The sequence below is a fragment of the Ensifer sp. PDNC004 genome (assembly GCF_016919405.1).
Classification (GTDB): domain Bacteria; phylum Pseudomonadota; class Alphaproteobacteria; order Rhizobiales; family Rhizobiaceae; genus Ensifer.
This window is the reverse complement of sequence record NZ_CP070353.1, coordinates 830,940-847,402: the sequence shown is the minus strand read 5'-3', so window position 1 is coordinate 847,402 and position 16,463 is coordinate 830,940. Positions and strand designations below refer to the sequence as shown.

Below are 16,463 nucleotides of genomic sequence, written 5' to 3'. Positions count from 1 at the left end.
TATTGTCAAACGAAATCGTGACAAACAGCCGTTGATCACGCCTGATCACCCGACGGCGCTTGCTCCAACGAAATCAGCAGCTTCCTGAGGAGCGCCGAGAGCGCTACGCGGTCTTCCTTGCTCAGCGCGTCGAGGTAGCGCGCTTCGCTCGCCATGTCGGCACGAAAGGCGTTTTCCGCAAGCGCTATTCCCTTTTCCGTCAGTCCGACGACGCTGCTGCGGCCATCGGACGCCGAGCGTTCCCTCAGGATCAATCCCGCTTTCTGCAGCCGGTCGAGCCGATGCGTCAGTCCGCCCGACGAAATCATCAGCAGCGTATAGAGATCCGTCGGCGTCAGCCGGTAAGGCGGGCCGGATCGCCGAAGCGTCGAGATCACGTCGAACTCGCCGCGGTCGATGCCGAAGGATGCGAAGGTCTCTTCGATCGAGGGGCGCACCAGATTGGAAAGCCGGTAGGCGCGACCGAGGATGGTCATCGGCTCCGTATCGAGGTCCGGCAGCTCGCGGTCCCATTGCGCCCGCAACCGGTCGACGTGATCGCTCTCAGTCTTTTCTTTTTGCATCGCTTGCTCCAGGTCTTCGAAACTATCTTGACGAGAAGATAGTTTCGAATAATATCTTCTCGTGAAGATAGTCCAACGCAACCGACAAGCCAACCCGATGGAGGCCAGCATGTTTCATGTCATTCCGCGCTCAGAGCAAAAACCGAGCCCCAAGCGGACCATCCTGTTTGAAGGTGGGCAATATGGCACGCCGATTTCGCTCTTCCTGATGGATGCTGAGCCAGGCCAAGGGCCGGCGCTGCATGTGCATCCCTATCCCGAGACCTGGCTCATTCATTCCGGCGAGGCAGAGTTCACGGTTGGAGATGAGACGCTGATCGGTAAGACCGGTGACATCATCGTCGTCGAGGCCGGCACGCCCCACCGTTTCGTCAACAATGGTACGGCGCGGCTCGAGATGACCTGCATCCACGCGTCCGACCGCGTCATACAGGAATTTATCTGAGCCATGCCGACACGGTCGGCATCTCTCGCCTTGAGTTCCCGCGAGAAACGAAGGCTTGATCTGTAACCGGACTCACTCCGCCGCAGCGGCGGCCGCGCCGGTAACATCCGGCCCGTTGGCGTCGCCTGGAGCGGTCTCGCTGCCGAGGTCCGGGAAGGCAACGATGCGCTTTCCGGCGAAATCCGCATGGATGACGATCAGCCCATGCTCCTCGAAGTAGCCGAGCAGACGGCGGGCCCGCCTTGCGGAATGGGTGCCGTAGGCACGCGCGATCATCGCGTCGGAGGGACACGGCAGGCCACGGACGGCCGCCTGCGCCATCATCAGGAACACGGCCTGCAGATCTTCGGTGACGCGATCGGCAAGCTGCAGGGCCTGGGCCCAGGTCTCGCTCGCAGCAGTCTCCGGATCGACGCCTGAGCGCGCGACCGCCATCTTGCGGCGGAACGCGCCAAGTGACAGGGCCGTACCGGACGGCATGCGGCGAATGCGGCAGCGCACCAGGAAGTCCTGAAACAGTTCCGCGTCCGGCCGGAAGGCTGCTTCCGGATTGGCGAGGATTTCCGCAAAGACGCTGTCGAGCAAGGTCTCTTTCTCGTCAGCGGTCATCTCCGGCTGCGTCGGCCTTGCCTCGGTCGGCGCGACCGGCTCGGGCCGTGGGCGCGAAAGCTCGGCCAAGATGTCGGTCGTCGGGCGCGGCGGCGCAACGGCGCGGCGCATGATCGGCCGGGTCAACTCGTCCGGATCCGGCGTGAAGATGAGGTCCTCGACGTCCTGCGGCGCCTCCGGCAGCGGCATCAGCTTCGGGCTCGTCGACCGGGCCGAGGTCTCCACCGTGCCGATCGTTACCTTGAGCGGGCGGCGCGACAGGGCCGGACCGAGTGCGACGAACGAACCGCGCTTCAGGTCCCGGAACATTTCCGCCGTGCGCCGGTCCATGCCAAGCAGATCAGCCGCGCGCAGCATGTCGATGTCGAGGAAGGTGCGGCCCATCAGGAAGTTCGAGGCCTCCGCCGCCACGTTCTTTGCGAGCTTCGCCAGGCGCTGCGTCGCGATGACACCGGCAAGCCCGCGCTTACGGCCGCGGCACATGAGGTTGGTCATGGCGCCGAGCGAAATCTTGCGCACCTCTTCGGTGACGTCGCCGGCAACCGACGGCGCAAACATCTGCGCCTCGTCGACGACGACCAGCACCGGATACCAGAACTCGCGATCCGCATCGAACATGGCGTTCAGGAACACGCCGGCATTGCGCATCTGTTGCTCGATATCGAGCCCTTCGAGCGAGAGCACGCAGGAAACCCGGTGCTGGCGAATGCGGTTGGCAATGCCGATCAGTTCGGCATCGGTGCGCTCACCCTCGACGACCACATGGCCGAACTTGTCCGCAAGCGTGACGAAATCGCCCTCGGGGTCGATGATGCACTGCTGCACCCAGGGCGCGGATTGCTCCAGCAGGCGGCGCAGCAGATGCGACTTGCCCGAACCCGAATTGCCCTGCACCAGGAGACGGGTGGCCAGAAGCTCCTCGATATCGAGCGAGGCCGATGTCCCTTCGGACGTCGCTCCCATGTCGATGCCGACCTTCATGTCCACCTCTCGCGCGAGAGCGTTCCGCTTGTCGAACCGCTCAATGTGTTGGTTTCATGCAATTCCGCGCGCAGACGGCGCATATTTCCGGAATGCTTTAGATGATTCGCGATCATGCGGAGACCGCCAATCGGGCGACACCTAACACGGATTTCCCGGAAAGCCTGCCATCGCCGAAGAAAACCCACAGGGAATACGCGCCGCAACAGCGACGAACGCTTAAGCCGCACGCAGCCTGTCGCAAGATAAAGTTGAGATTTTTCGGCCTGCGGACTTTTGCGAGCAATCGCGCGCCCCCATATCGATCGGACACATCCGGCTTTCGCGGGAGCAGCGATGACGCAGAACGAGACGAAACGCCACTTCGAGATGAACCACCTCGATCAGCGGATGCGTGACGCCTATAAAGACGGCCAACCCGTCATATCAAAGGCGCAGGGGCCTCCGCCCGACACAAGACCTTCCTGATTGCCTGCGCGCTGGTCTCCTTGATCGCCATACTGTTGGCGATCCTCACGAGCTGATCGCGTCAGCCTTCTCTGCCCGTTCGTCGGCGGTGGTGTTTGCCGCGACCGTCAAGCCAAACCCCTGCATCAGTCGACGTGTCGCAAAATCCGGCTTTCCCGACGTGAAAATCGCCGGGTCCTGGCCGTTCAGCGGCTCAAAACCGTTCGGCAGCGGCACGAGCGAGCGCGCTCGCCTGGCGATTGCCTCGGCCGGATCCAGCCAGTCGACCGGCCAGGGTGCCAGCCGGCGGAAAACGTTGGCCATGAAGGGGTAGTGCGTGCAGGCAAGCACGACGATATCGGTCTTCCGGCCGTCCATCTCGACAAAGCACGGCGCGATCTCGGCCAGAACCTCCGCATCGTCAAGCTTTTCGCCGCGGATATAGGCCTCGGCCATCTTGGCAAGGTTCTCCGAGCCGACAAGGCGCACGTGACACTGCGTGGCGAAGGACTGGATGAGATCACGGGTATAGGCGCGCTTGACCGTGCCGGGCGTCGCCAACACGGAAACCAGCCCGGAGCGCGTGCGCTCGGCCGCCGGCTTGATGGCCGGCACCGTGCCGACGAAGGTCATCTGAGGGAAGGCCGCGCGAAGATCTGCACCGACAAGCGTGAAGGCGGTGTTGCAGGCGATGACGCAGATTTCCGGATCATGCTCGGAAAGCAGCCGGCCGAAGAGCGCGATCACCCGTTCTTTCAGCGCCGCCTCTTCCCAGCCGCCATAGGGAAAGCCGGCGTCATCGGCGACATAGATGAAGTGCCGCTCGGGCATCAGCACCCTCGCCTCGCGCAGCACGGTCAAGCCGCCGATGCCGCTGTCGAAGACGAGGATGGGTTTCAGTTCACTCGCTGTCACCTTTGTCTCGCGCTTTCCTGCTGTGTTCACCCGGAGCGCCGGAGCCGCGCGGATTTTCCCGCGTGAACCGGTCGAGCGAAGAAATGACGCCGCGCAGCACCTGGATTTCGGATTCGGTAAAGGACGGCCTGGTCAGAACCGCGCGCAGGTTCTCGACCAATTTCGGCTTTTTGTCGGCCGAACGGAAATAGTTCCGCGCCTCAAGCGCTTCCTCCACGTGCTCGAACAGACCCTGCAGGTGTTCCTTGGTCGCCGGCCGCTGCTCGATCGCCTGGAACGAGGTCTGGTCCTCAGACTCCATGCCGGTCTTCAGCCACTCGTAGGACATCAGAAGCACGGCCTGGGCGAGATTGAGCGACGCGAAGGCCGGGTTGACCGGAAAGGTCACGATCTCGTCGGCGAGCGCCACTTCCTCGTTGGTAAGGCCGGTGCGCTCACGCCCGAACAGGATGCCCGTCTTCTCACCGCCCTGGAAGCGCTGGCGCAGCGTGCGCGCCGCGACGATCGGCGAACGCACCGGCTTGTAGCCGTCGCGGTCGCGGGCGGTCGTCGCATAGACGAAGTTGAGATCGGCAATCGCCTCTTCGACCGAACCATAGAGCTTGGCGGCGTCGATCACGTGGTCGGCGCGGCTTGCGGCCGATCGTGCCTTTTCGCTCGGCCAGCCGTCGCGCGGATTGACGAGCCGAAGCTCCGCCAGGCCGAAATTGGCCATCGCGCGGGCGACCATGCCGATGTTTTCGCCGAGCTGCGGATAGGCGAGGATGATCGCCGGCCCTTCCGCCAGAAGTTCGCGCTCGCTGTTCGTGCCTGCCATTTCCCTAGCCTTTGCCTTCGTTCGGCGCTTCCCTTGCACAAATGTCGGCGAAATTAAAGTCCACTACAAATGAAGCCGGTTGAGAGACACCCCGATCATCTCCAGCCCAAGCTCGGCGTCGTCCCTCGAAATCGGCAGATGGCGATCGACCGGCGCGCCGATCCGGCCGACCTGGTAGAAATAGGCGGACGCCTTGTCGCGCACCGTCTGGACGAGCGCGAGATTGGCGTCGATATCCGCCTTGAAATCGCTTCCTTCCAGCCGCGCATCCGTCCCGACACGCCGGGCGAAGACCCGGGCCCAATAGGTGCAAGCCATGAAGATCGCCAGCGCCTGACGCACGTGACCGGGGCGCGTCACCAGCTGCCAGGGAAGCCCGAGCGGCTTTGCTGCCGCCGCCAGGTCACGATAGGCGCGGTCGAGCGCCTGCGACCGGGCGATCAGCACCAGCCCCGAGGCCCCGTCGCGCGCCGCCTGCAGCAGGCCCTTGAGCTCGTCGCACCAGGTTGCGACGGCGGCATCGAGCGTCGTGCGGGTGCGCGTCGGAAAGACGACGAAGGCGACCGCAGCACCGGCGATCGAACCGATCAGGGTTTCCTCCAGGCGCAGTTGCAGCAGATGCGGGCTCAGCACGCCCATCAGGCTGTAGACCAGCGACAGCACGACGGAGACGAAGAAGGTCATCGTCGCATACGAAACGGCGAGGAAATAGAACGCCAGAAAGACGCAAAGTGCGCTGAGCGGCAGCACCAGGTAGATATTGCCGGCGACCAGCGTGCCGACGATGATGCCGACCACGATGCCAAACAGTGTGCCGGCCGAGCGCTGCAGCGCCTTGACCGCCGTGTCGCCGCGCGAGCGCGTGTTGGTGAAGACGAGAAACGCAGCAAGCACCGCCCAGAACCAACGCTCCCGCGACAGCATCAACCCGAACACCATGGCGATGCCCGAAGCGAGCGTGATCTGGATCGCCGCCTTCAAGGCGGGATCGTCCAGCGACGGCTTCCAGCTGGTGGAAACGCCACTCAAGTCCAGCGGCGGTTCTTCCAGATCGGCCGGCGTCAGCTTTGCAAGGCTGCGGGCGAGCCTTTGCCGGACGTTGCGCAGCCACAGCAGCGCCTTCACCGTTTCTTCGCGGCGCGGAGCCGCATCGCCGAGCCGCGCGATCTCCGCGTCGATCCGACCGCCGTCGCGCGCCACCATCGCCTCCACCAGTGCCGGCGGCGGCATCGACTGAAAGCTGACAACCATCACGCTTTCGGCCGCAAGATGCAGGTCGAAGAGGTTGATGACGAGGTCGGAGGTCGTGAGGCCGGGCTGCGGTTCCGGGCGCCGGTTTTCCGTCGGAATGAAGCTCTCGGCCATCAGCACCGCTTCCTTCAGCCGCTCCTCGGCCGCATGCAACTGACGACGATCGGCCGGCGACAGGACGGGCTTGCGGGCGATCTCGGCCAGTTGCAGCAGCATCTGGTCGACGCGGCGCTGCACGCTTGCCGTGGCGCGCAGGAGGTCGCGATAGCGATCTTCCGGCAGCAGCCGCGTGCGGACGAGGTGCGCGACCGTGGCCGAAACGGCCGCCCCGAAGAACAGCGCCGGCAGCTGGTCGAGCGTTGGCCTCAGATAGGCACCGGTGAAATAGGACATGAAGGCGAACATGCCGACGGCAAAACCGCGCGGGCCGAAGGAGCGGCCATAGACCGCGAGGAAGATGATCAACAGGAAGACGACGTCCGAAACGTAGCGGTGATTCTCGAGCACCGACGCAAGCCCGACCATCGAAACGCCGACGAGGACGGCGATGATGCGGGTGAGCCGCTGGCCGGCGATGGTGCGATCGCGCACCGCCAGCCCCCCTTCGATGGACAGCGACGCCGCAAGCCCGAAAGCGGCCGGCGGCAACGGTGCGACCAGGTAATGAAACGCCATCAGCAAAAGGATGGAAACGACGATCGTCGCGGTGATGCGCGAGGCCTGCCGCAGGCGGGAGAAGGCCGGATCATTGGCAAGGAGCCAATCGCGCATACGGGAACGAAGTGCCATCGGTCGCCTTTGCCTGTCCCGCGGCCGCCTGTCGAGGCGCGCCGCTTTCGCCGGTTCTTCCTGCATAGCGGCAGACGCGATCTTTGCAAGGCCGGCACGACGAAAGCGGGCGTCGAAAAGCGGTGGCGAAATGCCGTCCGAGGTCCGTCTCCACCCCCATCCAAAGTTTCAGCCAAGCATGCTTTGCCTTGTCGGTTCTGAGTGCTATAGGGCACAGGATTTTTCAGAGAGGAAGGGACATCGCTCCCGCTGTCCCGCATAAGCTACGAGGCATATTCATGGCAAAGATTAAGGTCGCCAATCCGGTCGTCGAACTCGACGGCGATGAGATGACCCGCATCATCTGGCAGTTCATCAAGGACAAGCTGATCCATCCCTACCTCGACGTCGATCTGGAATATTACGACCTCAGCGTCGAAAACCGCGATGCGACCGAAGACCAGGTAACGATCGACGCCGCCAACGCGATCAAGAAGCACGGCGTCGGCGTCAAGTGCGCCACGATCACGCCGGATGAAGCCCGTGTCGAGGAATTCAAGCTGAAGAAGATGTGGAAGTCGCCGAACGGCACGATCCGCAACATCCTCGGCGGCGTCATCTTCCGCGAGCCGATCATCTGCAAGAACGTTCCGCGCCTAGTTCCAGGCTGGACCAAGCCGATCATTGTCGGCCGTCACGCTTTCGGCGACCAGTACCGCGCCACCGACTTCAAGTTCCCGGGCAAGGGTAAGCTGACGATGAAGTTCGTCGGCGAAGACGGCAAGGAAATCGAATACGACGTGTTCGACGCACCGTCGGCCGGCGTTGCCATGGGCATGTACAACCTGGACGATTCGATCACCGAATTCGCGCGCGCTTCCTTCAACTACGGTATCCAGCGCAAGGTTCCGGTCTACCTGTCGACCAAGAACACGATCCTCAAGGTCTATGACGGCCGCTTCAAGGATATCTTCCAGCAGGTCTTCGACGCCGAATTCGCCGACAAGTTCAAGGAACTGAAGATCTGGTACGAACACCGCCTGATCGACGACATGGTTGCTTCGGCTCTGAAGTGGTCCGGCGGCTACGTCTGGGCGTGCAAGAACTACGACGGTGACGTTCAGTCCGACATCGTTGCCCAGGGCTTCGGCTCGCTCGGCCTGATGACCTCGGTTCTGATGACGCCGGACGGTAAGACGGTTGAAGCCGAAGCCGCCCACGGCACGGTGACCCGCCACTACCGCCAGCACCAGAAGGGCGAGGAAACCTCGACCAACTCGATCGCCTCGATCTTCGCCTGGACCCGTGGCCTTGCCCACCGCGCCAAGCTCGACGGCAATGCCGAACTCGCAAAGTTCTCCGAAACCCTCGAGAAGGTTTGCGTCGACACCGTCGAAGCCGGCTTCATGACCAAGGACCTGGCGCTCCTCATCGGTCCCGATCAGCCGTGGCTCTCGACCACCGGCTTCCTCGACAAGATCGACGAGAACCTGCAGAAGGCCATGGCTGCCTGATAGGCTCGACCGAGCTTGAAAAAGTGATCGCGCCGATTTCCCCGCGCAACGCCCTGACGATCGCTCGCATCGTCAGGGTCAATCACGCCGGGGAATTCGGCGCGATCCGCATTTATGGAGCCCAGATCGCGGTCGCCCGCAGGCTCTATCCGGATTACGTGCCGATGCTCTCGGAAATGCTTGGTCACGAGATCGAGCACTGCGCGCTGTTTCGCGCGGCGATGCCCGCACGAAAATCCAGACCCTGCCGTATCATGCAGTTTTGGAGCCTGGGCGGGTGGTTGATCGGGTTCGTGACCGCGCTCTTCGGGCGTCGCGGCATATGGGCCTGCACGGCCGCCGTGGAAGCCGCCGTGCATCACCATCTCGACGATCAACTGCATTTCCTCGCCGACAAGGATCCGGAGCTTCATGCCCTCATCCTGTCGATCCGCGAGGAGGAGCTGGCGCATCTCGATCACGCGGAGGCGCAGCTTTCGAGCGAAGACCGGCTCGCTGACGCCCTGCGCGCCGTCATATCCCTTGCCACCACCGTGCTGATCTGGCTTTCGACCTGGGGCGATTCCACGCGCATGGCGGCAGCCCTGCGGAAGGCCTCGCCGCAGGCTGCTTCACTTTAGGTGCGATCGCTTCGGCCGAGGTGCTGTCTACGCCTAGAACATATCGCGGCTGCTGCTGCGCGGGTCGTCGCTGACGATATGCGGGTCGTAGATCCCGCCTCGCGCCTGTCGGCGCCAGGGTCGGGCCGGATCGTCGGGATCGTTGCCGATATCGGCTATCGCCATTGACGCCCCATCTCCCACACATCGCGTTACCCATTGTCCGTCAGGTGCCACGATCCCTGAGGGGGCTGTGAGGCCCGGTTGTGCGAGAACGGCAAAACTTGCCCAGTAGCGGTTGCTCGACGCATGCCCCTGTACTTCGGCGGCAAAGGCAAGGTCGTTCGCCAGAGCGCCGCCGGAGGTCGAAAACAGGACGCAATCGACATTCAGCCGCTCGTATTCGAGGAAAATCTCGGGAAAATGGCACTCGATGCCGAGCGCGCAGCCGAAACGGATGCCATCGACCTCGAATGTCAGCGGGATCGTTCCGGGCGTATACATGAAAGAGATCTTGGTGTTGGACAGCATGCGCTCGTCATAGCGCGTCGCAATCGTTCCCTTGTCCGAGATCACATAGAGGCTGTTGTGCGGGCGGTGCGGTTCAGTGAGCTTGTGCACGGAGCCGAGTACTGTCCATAGGCCGAGCTCACGCGCCAGCATTCGTATTGCGTCATGCTCCTCGCGCAGAACCGCCCATTCGAACCGGTGCCAATCGGACGGGCCGATGTCGCGGGGACCGATTGAGGACATGATCCGTTTGTTCGGAAAACATGTCGCTCCCTCCGGGAAATGCACCAAGCGTGCCCCTGCCCGATGCGCCTGCCTCATGAGCTGGCGGATCCCTTCACCGGCATGGCGAAGGGCTGCCGTGTCGCGGGGATCATCCAAATAGGCAGATTGCACCACGGCCAGGCGCAGCGATTTGTCTTGCCGCAGCGCGCCGGTCGCCTCGGCGTCGCAAAGGTGCATGCGTGCGGTTGTGTAGGATTCGCCGGTCTTGGCGGCACGGGCGCGCACGCGGCGTTTGAAATTCCGGTTTTCAGTCATGACGGGCCTTTCGCGTCTCGGACAAGTTCCCCAGCAACCGGACCCGAAACGGTGGGACCAGGATTGCGACCCGAGACTGAAGTCCCTTTGCCTCCATGAAAGGATCGTGCTGGGGACGATCTTTGGAGGTTCGGCGCAGGCCACGCCGAACCAAAAGGTGCCGCCCGGCCGCTGATTCGTCAATTGCGGTGCAGTGCTCAGGTGTCCTTCACTTCAAAGGCAGGTAGATCTCGCTCAAAAGCTCGGTCGGTGCGACCTCCCGCGGATTGTTGAGATATTTCTCGAACATCAAGCTGTCGCGGATCTCGCGGCCGGACTGAGGCAGCCAGGTTCCGTAGAGCCATTGATAGGCTTTCGGCATGTCCGCATAGGGGCCCTTGTGGCGAAGCACCGCATAGCGGCCGCCGTCGAGATGCTGTGGCGTCAACGGCGCCTCCACCGGCATCGCCTCGCGCGCGCTGACGCCGGCGAAAGAGCGTAGCTTTTCGGTCGGCACCAGCTCCGGGTCGTCGAGATAAATGCCGATCATCTCCATGTCCGGCCGGAACAGTTGCCGCGAAAAGAGAGTGCCATAGAGCGTCTCGAATGCCTTGCCGATCTCCATATAGGAGCCGGTGTGAGCGACGCCGACGACGTCGAAGGCTTCGACCTCCTTGAGGGTGACTTCATACATGTCTGGAATTCCTTCCGTTGAAGCGGTTTCAAAGGCGACATGGCTTCCCTCTTTGCGGTATCGCGCCGGCGGCAGCCCGTAGGCGGCCTTGAACGTGCGGTTGAAGGATTGCAGATTGGGATAGCCAGAGCGCTGCGCGATCGTCTCAATGGGAAGTTCGGTCTGGGCGAGATCGGCCGCGGCCCGCTGCAACCTCAGCCGCTTGACCGTTCCGGCCAGCGTCTCGCCGTGAACGGCCCGGTAGATCCGATGCCAATGGTGCGGCGACAGGCAGGCAATCTCCGAGAGACGATCGAGGTCGAGATCGCCGTCGAGATGGCCGTAGATATAGTCGCTGACCCGGTGCAGGCGTCGTTCATAGGTCGCCCACGTTACCCGCTCTTCCATGTGCACCCTTTCGCGCTTTGCTCACGGATCGGTAGACCATAGATCAATTTGACAAATCCTGCGGAGTTGTCCGGCAGCTTTCGCAGAGGATTTGTGCGCCTCGGCGGGCTCGATAAGACCTGACGCAGCAAACAAAAAAGGGTGCCCCAACGGGCACCCTTTTCCTATTCTGTCGGTGGCAATCAGCCGGCGAGCGCGACGGCCACTGCCTCGATCGCTTCGGCTGCCTTGTCCCCGTCAGGGCCTCCGGCCTGGGCCATGTCGGGACGGCCGCCGCCGCCCTTGCCGCCGAGAGCGGCAGACGCGATGCGGACGAGGTCGACGGCGCTATGCTTCGACGTCAGGTCGTCGGTCACGGCAACGACGGCGCTGGCCTTGCCGTCACCGGAAACGCCGACGAAAGCGACGATGCCGGAGCCGAGGCTCTTCTTGCCGTCGTCGGCCAGGCTCTTCAGGTCCTTGGGCTCGACGCCCGAGACGACCTTGCCGAGGAAGCGGATGCCGGCAATGTCGCGGGCCGCGTCGGCAGAGCCTGCCTCGCCGCCGCCACCAAGCGCCAGCTTCTTCTTGGCTTCGGTCAGCTCGCGTTCCAGCTTGCGGCGTTCGTCGAGCAGCGCTTCGACGCGGCCGAGCACGTCGCCCGGCTGAACCTTCAGCGTGTTGGCGAGCGTCTTCACACGCTCGTCCTGCTCGTTCAGATAAGCGCGTGCCGCTTCACCGGTCAGCGCCTCGAGGCGACGAACGCCGGCGCCGACGGCGCTTTCCGAGACGACGCGGACGAGGCCGATGTCACCGGTGGCAGACACATGCGTGCCGCCGCAGAGTTCGACCGAATAGGCGCGGTTGGCCTTGGAGCCGTGAATGCCGCGGCCCATCGAGACAACGCGAACCTCATCGCCGTACTTCTCGCCGAAGAGCGCCATCGCGCCTTCGGCAATCGCATCATCGACGCTCATCAGGCGCGTGGTCACCGGCGAGTTCTGCACGATGATCTCGTTGGCCATCTCTTCGACGATCTTCAGCTCGTCGGCCGTCATCGGCTTCGGGTGGGAAACGTCGAAGCGCAGGCGCTCGGGCGCCACCAGCGAGCCCTTCTGGGCCACATGGGTGCCGAGCACTTCGCGCAGCGCCTCGTGCAGGAGGTGCGTTGCCGAATGGTTGGCGCGCAGGCGCGAGCGGCGCGCATGATCGACGTCGAGCTGGGCGGCGTCGCCGGTCTTGACCGTGCCTTCGGCGACGGTCGCGAAGTGGACGAAGAGCCCCTCGCCGCGCTTCTGCGTGTCAGTGACGGTGAGCTTGCCGCCCTCGACGGTGATCGTGCCGGTATCGCCCATCTGGCCACCCGATTCGCCGTAGAACGGCGTCTGGTTCAGGATAACCTGGACGGTGTCGCCCTTGGCAGCCGAGGCGACGACGGCGCCGTCACGCACGATCGCCTGGATCACGCCTTCGGCGGTCTCTGTGTCGTAGCCGAGGAAGTCGGTCGCGCCGTGCCTTTCCTTAAGCTCGAACCAGATGGTTTCAGTCGCAGCTTCGCCGGAACCGGCCCAGTTGGCGCGGGCTTCAGCCTTCTGGCGTTCCATAGCGGCCGAGAAAGCGTCGGTATCGACGGTGATGCCCTTGGCGCGCAGTGCGTCCTGGGTCAGGTCGAGCGGGAAGCCGTAGGTATCGTAGAGTTTGAAGGCGGTTTCGCCGTTGAACTGGTCGCCTTCCGACAGATCGGCAGAGGCATCGGACAAGAGGTTGAGGCCGCGCTCCAGCGTCTTGCGGAAGCGGGTCTCCTCGAGCTTCAGCGTCTCGGAGATCAGCGCTTCGGCGCGTACCAGCTCCGGATAGGCGCGGCCCATCTGGCCGACGAGCGCCGGCAGGAGCTTCCACATCAACGGATCCTGCGCGCCGAGCAGCTGCGCATGGCGCATGGCGCGGCGCATGATACGGCGAAGCACGTAGCCGCGGCCTTCGTTCGACGGCAGCACGCCGTCGGCGATCAGGAAGGCGGACGAACGCAGGTGGTCGGCAATGACGCGGTGGCTGGCGCGACGGTCGCCTTCGGCCTTGACGCCGGTTGCTTCTTCAGAAGCGGCGATCAGCGCGCGGAACAGGTCGATGTCGTAGTTGTCGTGCTCGCCCTGGAGAACGGCGGCGAGGCGCTCGAGGCCCATGCCGGTGTCGATCGACGGACGCGGCAGATTGACCCGCTCTTCCTTGGTGATCTGCTCGTACTGCATGAAGACGAGGTTCCAGATCTCGATGAAGCGGTCGCCGTCTTCATCGGCCGAACCCGGAGGTCCGCCCCAGATGTGGTCGCCGTGGTCGTAGAAGATTTCCGAGCACGGGCCGCAGGGGCCGGTATCGCCCATCGCCCAGAAATTGTCGCTGGTCGGAATGCGAATGATGCGGTCGTCGGAGAAGCCGGCGATCTTCTTCCAGAGATCGAAGGCCTCATCGTCGGTGTGGTAGACCGTGACCAGCAGGCGCTTGGCGTCGAGGCCGTATTCCTTGGTGATCAGGTTCCAGGCGAGCTCGATCGCGCGCTCCTTGAAGTAATCGCCGAAGGAGAAGTTGCCGAGCATCTCGAAGAAAGTGTGGTGGCGTGCGGTGTAGCCGACATTGTCGAGGTCGTTGTGCTTGCCGCCGGCGCGAACGCACTTCTGCGCCGTCACGGCCGTCGAATAGGGACGCTGCTCCAGGCCGGTGAAGACGTTCTTGAACTGCACCATGCCGGCGTTGGTGAACATCAATGTCGGATCATTGCGCGGCACCAACGGGCTCGACGACACGACCTCGTGACCGTTCCTGCGGAAATAGTCGAGAAAGGTCGACCGGATTTCATTCACGCCGCTCATCTTGCGTCCTATTCTTAAGCACCGATTCCGGCCCGGGTCCGGCCCACGCCGCGCCACTAAGCCATTGTCCCTAAACCCTGCAGCCGCCCTTGGTGACCACACCCTCCAACGCGCTGGGTCGCCGGAACCAAAGGCTTTTATCGCTCACATATCCGACTGTCCAGACGCCAGCAAAAAACCGGCCGCCCATGGGGCGACCGGTTCCTGGGTAAGCTCAGTGGACCGAGCGGCTTATGCTTCCGGCGGTTCGTCGCCGTCGTCCGCTTCCGGACCGCCATTCTCGAGGAACCGGTCGGCGATCAGGCCGGCGTTCTGGCGCAGCGCCGTCTCGATCTCGCGTGCGAGATCCGGATTGTCGCGCAGGAACGTCTTGGCGTTCTCGCGGCCCTGGCCGAGACGCTGGCTGTTGTAGGAGAACCAGGCGCCCGACTTCTCGACTATGCCGGCCTTGACGCCGAGGTCGACCAGTTCGCCGGTCTTCGATACGCCCTCTCCATACATGATGTCGAATTCGACCTGCTTGAAGGGAGGCGCCATCTTGTTCTTGACGACCTTGACGCGGGTCTGGTTGCCGACCACCTCTTCGCGCTCCTTGACCGAGCCGATGCGGCGGATGTCGAGGCGAACCGAGGCGTAGAACTTCAGCGCGTTGCCGCCGGTGGTGGTTTCGGGCGAACCGAACATCACGCCGATCTTCATGCGGATCTGGTTGATGAAGATGACCATGCAGTTCGACTTGGAGATCGAGGCGGTCAGCTTGCGCAGCGCCTGGCTCATCAGGCGGGCCTGCATGCCCGGCAGGCTGTCGCCCATTTCGCCCTCGATTTCAGCGCGCGGCACGAGCGCTGCAACGGAGTCGACGACGAGAACGTCGATCGCGCCGGAGCGCACCAGCGTGTCGGTGATTTCGAGCGCCTGCTCGCCGGTATCGGGCTGCGAGATCAGCAGGTTTTCAAGATCGACGCCGAGCTTGCGAGCGTAGACCGGGTCGAGCGCGTGTTCTGCGTCGACGAAGGCGCAGATGCCGCCCTTCTTCTGAGCTTCCGCAACCGTCTGCAGCGCCAGCGTCGTCTTACCCGAGCTTTCCGGGCCGTAAATTTCAACGATGCGGCCCTTCGGCAGGCCGCCAATGCCGAGCGCGATGTCGAGGCTGAGAGAGCCGGTCGAAACCGTCTCGATCTCAATGATGCTGTCCTTCCCACCGAGCTTCATGATCGATCCCTTGCCGAACGACCGTTCGATCTGGGAAAGTGCCGCTTCAAGTGCCTTGCTTTTATCCACCGATTTGTCCTCTACGAGCCGCAAAGAGTTTTGTGCCATTTGGTCCACCTTTAGGTTATTGAAGCTACCGAGGCAATGAAGCCGCCGCAGGAGTTTTTGTACATGTTTTGTTCCGTATTTGCAAGGGCGCGACAACACATTGAAAAACAATAGCTATCCACCATTCGTTCGATTCTTGTTCACGGAACGAAACCGGAGTTTTCGAATGTTGGCGCCAGCGCTTCGAACCTGCCCAGCAAGGCCCGGCCGATTCGTTGGCGCATGACCCTCCGGACGGGTCGGGCGCGTGGCGCTTCGCGATGCGGCATTGCAGGATGCCAACAGATATTCGGCCGATCGGCCAAGCAGAGGAACATTCATGACGCAAGCTGAGATCGTCGTTTTCGGTGGCGCGCATATCGACAGGCGCGGCCGTATATCGGGAACGACTGCGCCCGGATCGAGCAATCCGGGAAGCTGGTTCGAAGAAGCGGGCGGCGGTGGTTTCAATGCCGCGCGCAACATGGCGCGGCTTGGCCACAGCGTGCGCATGATCAGCACCCGCGGCGGCGATGCGGCCGGCGAGATGGTGACCGCAGCCGCGGCCGCCGCCGGCGTCATCGACAGCCCCCTCACCTTTCTCGACCGCCAGACGCCGAGCTATACGGCGATCCTCGAAAACGACGGCAATCTGGTGATTGCGCTTGCCGACATGGAGCTCTATCGGCTGTTCTCGCCGCGGCAGTTGCAGCGGCGCGCGCTGCGCGAGGTCATTGCCACGAGCCAGCTCGTTCTGACCGACGCCAACCTGCCCGAAGAAACCATTGCCGCACTTGCCCAGTCAGCTGCCGGCAACGGCCGCCTCGTCGCCGGCATCGCCGTTTCGCCGGCCAAGGTCATCCGCTACCGGCCGTGCCTCTCGCATCTCTCGTTCCTGTTCATGAACGAATCCGAGGCCCGGGCACTGACCGGCAAGGAGGCGGCCGAGGCGGATGAGTGGCCGTCGTTGCTGAGAAACGTCGGCCTTACGGGTGGCGTCGTCACACGCGGTGGCCGTGCCGTCGTCGCCTTCGACGGCGAAAACACCTGCGTTGCCGTTCCGCCAGCCCTTCCCGCCCTTGCCGACGTCACCGGCGCCGGCGACGCGCTCGCCTCCGGATTCCTCTCGGCGCGCCTTGGCGGCCACGCCATCAACGCGTGCCTGCGGCACGGCATCGCAGCCGCTCAAATCACCTTGCGCTCTCCCTTGGCCGCATCCGAAGAGATGTCCGCGGCCAATCTCGAACAGGCGCTGGCCCTTGTGCCCGTGCCCCAAATGCTGTCATGACATTTGCCAGC

At 63.3% G+C, this 16,463-nt stretch carries 13 protein-coding genes; 4 read left to right on the top strand and 9 right to left on the bottom strand.

Features of this window, described 5'->3' with window-relative positions:
- Window positions 1-35: 35 nt before the first annotated feature.
- Window positions 36-563, bottom strand: coding sequence for a MarR family winged helix-turn-helix transcriptional regulator (locus tag JVX98_RS12055; RefSeq protein ID WP_205238730.1), 528 nt, complete (start codon window positions 561-563; stop codon window positions 36-38).
- A gap of 109 nt (window positions 564-672) precedes the next feature.
- On the opposite strand from JVX98_RS12055, the gene JVX98_RS12050 reads away from it, so the two are divergent.
- On the top strand, window positions 673-1,008 hold the full coding sequence (locus JVX98_RS12050) for a cupin domain-containing protein (RefSeq protein ID WP_192447155.1): 336 nt from the start codon (window positions 673-675) through the stop codon (window positions 1,006-1,008).
- 72 nt (window positions 1,009-1,080) lie between these two features.
- Here the strand turns inward: JVX98_RS12050 and JVX98_RS12045 are convergent, their stop codons facing one another.
- The 4 genes from JVX98_RS12045 to JVX98_RS12030 all read right to left on the bottom strand — a co-directional run bounded on the left by JVX98_RS12045 (window position 1,081) and on the right by JVX98_RS12030 (window position 6,817).
- Complete coding sequence (locus JVX98_RS12045; RefSeq protein WP_205238729.1) at window positions 1,081-2,598, bottom strand: ATP-binding protein; 1,518 nt, start codon at window positions 2,596-2,598, stop codon at window positions 1,081-1,083.
- A gap of 513 nt (window positions 2,599-3,111) precedes the next feature.
- On the bottom strand, window positions 3,112-3,960 hold the full coding sequence (murI, locus tag JVX98_RS12040) for a glutamate racemase (protein WP_205238728.1): 849 nt from the start codon (window positions 3,958-3,960) through the stop codon (window positions 3,112-3,114).
- On the bottom strand, window positions 3,947-4,777 hold the full coding sequence (locus tag JVX98_RS12035) for an RNA methyltransferase (RefSeq protein WP_043614559.1): 831 nt from the start codon (window positions 4,775-4,777) through the stop codon (window positions 3,947-3,949). Before JVX98_RS12035 ends, murI begins: the two co-directional genes overlap by 14 nt.
- A 63-nt stretch (window positions 4,778-4,840) precedes the next feature.
- Entirely contained in the window at window positions 4,841-6,817 is a 1,977-nt protein-coding gene (locus tag JVX98_RS12030; RefSeq protein WP_205238727.1) for an FUSC family protein, read from the bottom strand.
- A 278-nt stretch (window positions 6,818-7,095) separates the two neighbouring features.
- Here JVX98_RS12030 and JVX98_RS12025 point away from each other — a divergent pair, with 278 nt between their 5' ends.
- Entirely contained in the window at window positions 7,096-8,310 is a 1,215-nt protein-coding gene (locus JVX98_RS12025) for an NADP-dependent isocitrate dehydrogenase (protein ID WP_043614565.1), read from the top strand.
- Between the two features lie 23 nt (window positions 8,311-8,333).
- A complete protein-coding gene (locus tag JVX98_RS12020; RefSeq protein ID WP_205239436.1) occupies window positions 8,334-8,930 on the top strand; it encodes a demethoxyubiquinone hydroxylase family protein in 597 nt (198 codons plus the stop codon).
- Between the two features lie 33 nt (window positions 8,931-8,963).
- On the opposite strand, the gene JVX98_RS12015 is transcribed toward JVX98_RS12020, so the two are convergent.
- The 4 genes from JVX98_RS12015 to recA form a co-directional block, all read right to left on the bottom strand.
- A complete protein-coding gene (locus JVX98_RS12015; RefSeq protein WP_205238726.1) occupies window positions 8,964-9,959 on the bottom strand; it encodes a carbon-nitrogen hydrolase family protein in 996 nt (331 codons plus the stop codon).
- 208 nt (window positions 9,960-10,167) lie between these two features.
- On the bottom strand, window positions 10,168-11,019 hold the full coding sequence (locus JVX98_RS12010) for a GyrI-like domain-containing protein (protein ID WP_205238725.1): 852 nt from the start codon (window positions 11,017-11,019) through the stop codon (window positions 10,168-10,170).
- Window positions 11,020-11,201: 182 nt separating this feature from the next.
- A complete protein-coding gene (gene alaS / locus JVX98_RS12005) occupies window positions 11,202-13,865 on the bottom strand; it encodes an alanine--tRNA ligase (RefSeq protein WP_205238724.1) in 2,664 nt (887 codons plus the stop codon).
- Between the two features lie 231 nt (window positions 13,866-14,096).
- Window positions 14,097-15,185 carry a recombinase RecA gene (gene recA, locus JVX98_RS12000; RefSeq protein WP_043614579.1) on the bottom strand — a complete coding sequence of 363 codons (1,089 nt, stop codon included), beginning with the start codon at window positions 15,183-15,185 and terminating at the stop codon, window positions 14,097-14,099.
- 319 nt (window positions 15,186-15,504) lie between these two features.
- Here recA and JVX98_RS11995 point away from each other — a divergent pair, with 319 nt between their 5' ends.
- Complete coding sequence (locus JVX98_RS11995; protein WP_205238723.1) at window positions 15,505-16,452, top strand: carbohydrate kinase family protein; 948 nt, start codon at window positions 15,505-15,507, stop codon at window positions 16,450-16,452.
- The last annotated feature ends 11 nt before the right edge of the window (window positions 16,453-16,463 follow it).

What these genes read in the sequence shown, in the direction of transcription:
- JVX98_RS12055 (WP_205238730.1), bottom strand. Translation starts at nt 563, where the DNA reads ATGCAAAAAGAAAAGACTGAGAGCGATCACGTCGACCGGTTGCGGGCG.
- JVX98_RS12050 (WP_192447155.1), top strand. Translation starts at nt 673, where the DNA reads ATGTTTCATGTCATTCCGCGCTCAGAGCAAAAACCGAGCCCCAAGCGG.
- JVX98_RS12045 (WP_205238729.1), bottom strand. Translation starts at nt 2,598, where the DNA reads ATGAAGGTCGGCATCGACATGGGAGCGACGTCCGAAGGGACATCGGCC.
- JVX98_RS12035 (WP_043614559.1), bottom strand. Translation starts at nt 4,777, where the DNA reads ATGGCAGGCACGAACAGCGAGCGCGAACTTCTGGCGGAAGGGCCGGCG.
- JVX98_RS12030 (WP_205238727.1), bottom strand. Translation starts at nt 6,817, where the DNA reads ATGGCACTTCGTTCCCGTATGCGCGATTGGCTCCTTGCCAATGATCCG.
- JVX98_RS12025 (WP_043614565.1), top strand. Translation starts at nt 7,096, where the DNA reads ATGGCAAAGATTAAGGTCGCCAATCCGGTCGTCGAACTCGACGGCGAT.
- JVX98_RS12015 (WP_205238726.1), bottom strand. Translation starts at nt 9,959, where the DNA reads ATGACTGAAAACCGGAATTTCAAACGCCGCGTGCGCGCCCGTGCCGCC.
- JVX98_RS12010 (WP_205238725.1), bottom strand. Translation starts at nt 11,019, where the DNA reads ATGGAAGAGCGGGTAACGTGGGCGACCTATGAACGACGCCTGCACCGG.
- alaS (WP_205238724.1), bottom strand. Translation starts at nt 13,865, where the DNA reads ATGAGCGGCGTGAATGAAATCCGGTCGACCTTTCTCGACTATTTCCGC.
- recA (WP_043614579.1), bottom strand. Translation starts at nt 15,185, where the DNA reads ATGGCACAAAACTCTTTGCGGCTCGTAGAGGACAAATCGGTGGATAAA.
- JVX98_RS11995 (WP_205238723.1), top strand. Translation starts at nt 15,505, where the DNA reads ATGACGCAAGCTGAGATCGTCGTTTTCGGTGGCGCGCATATCGACAGG.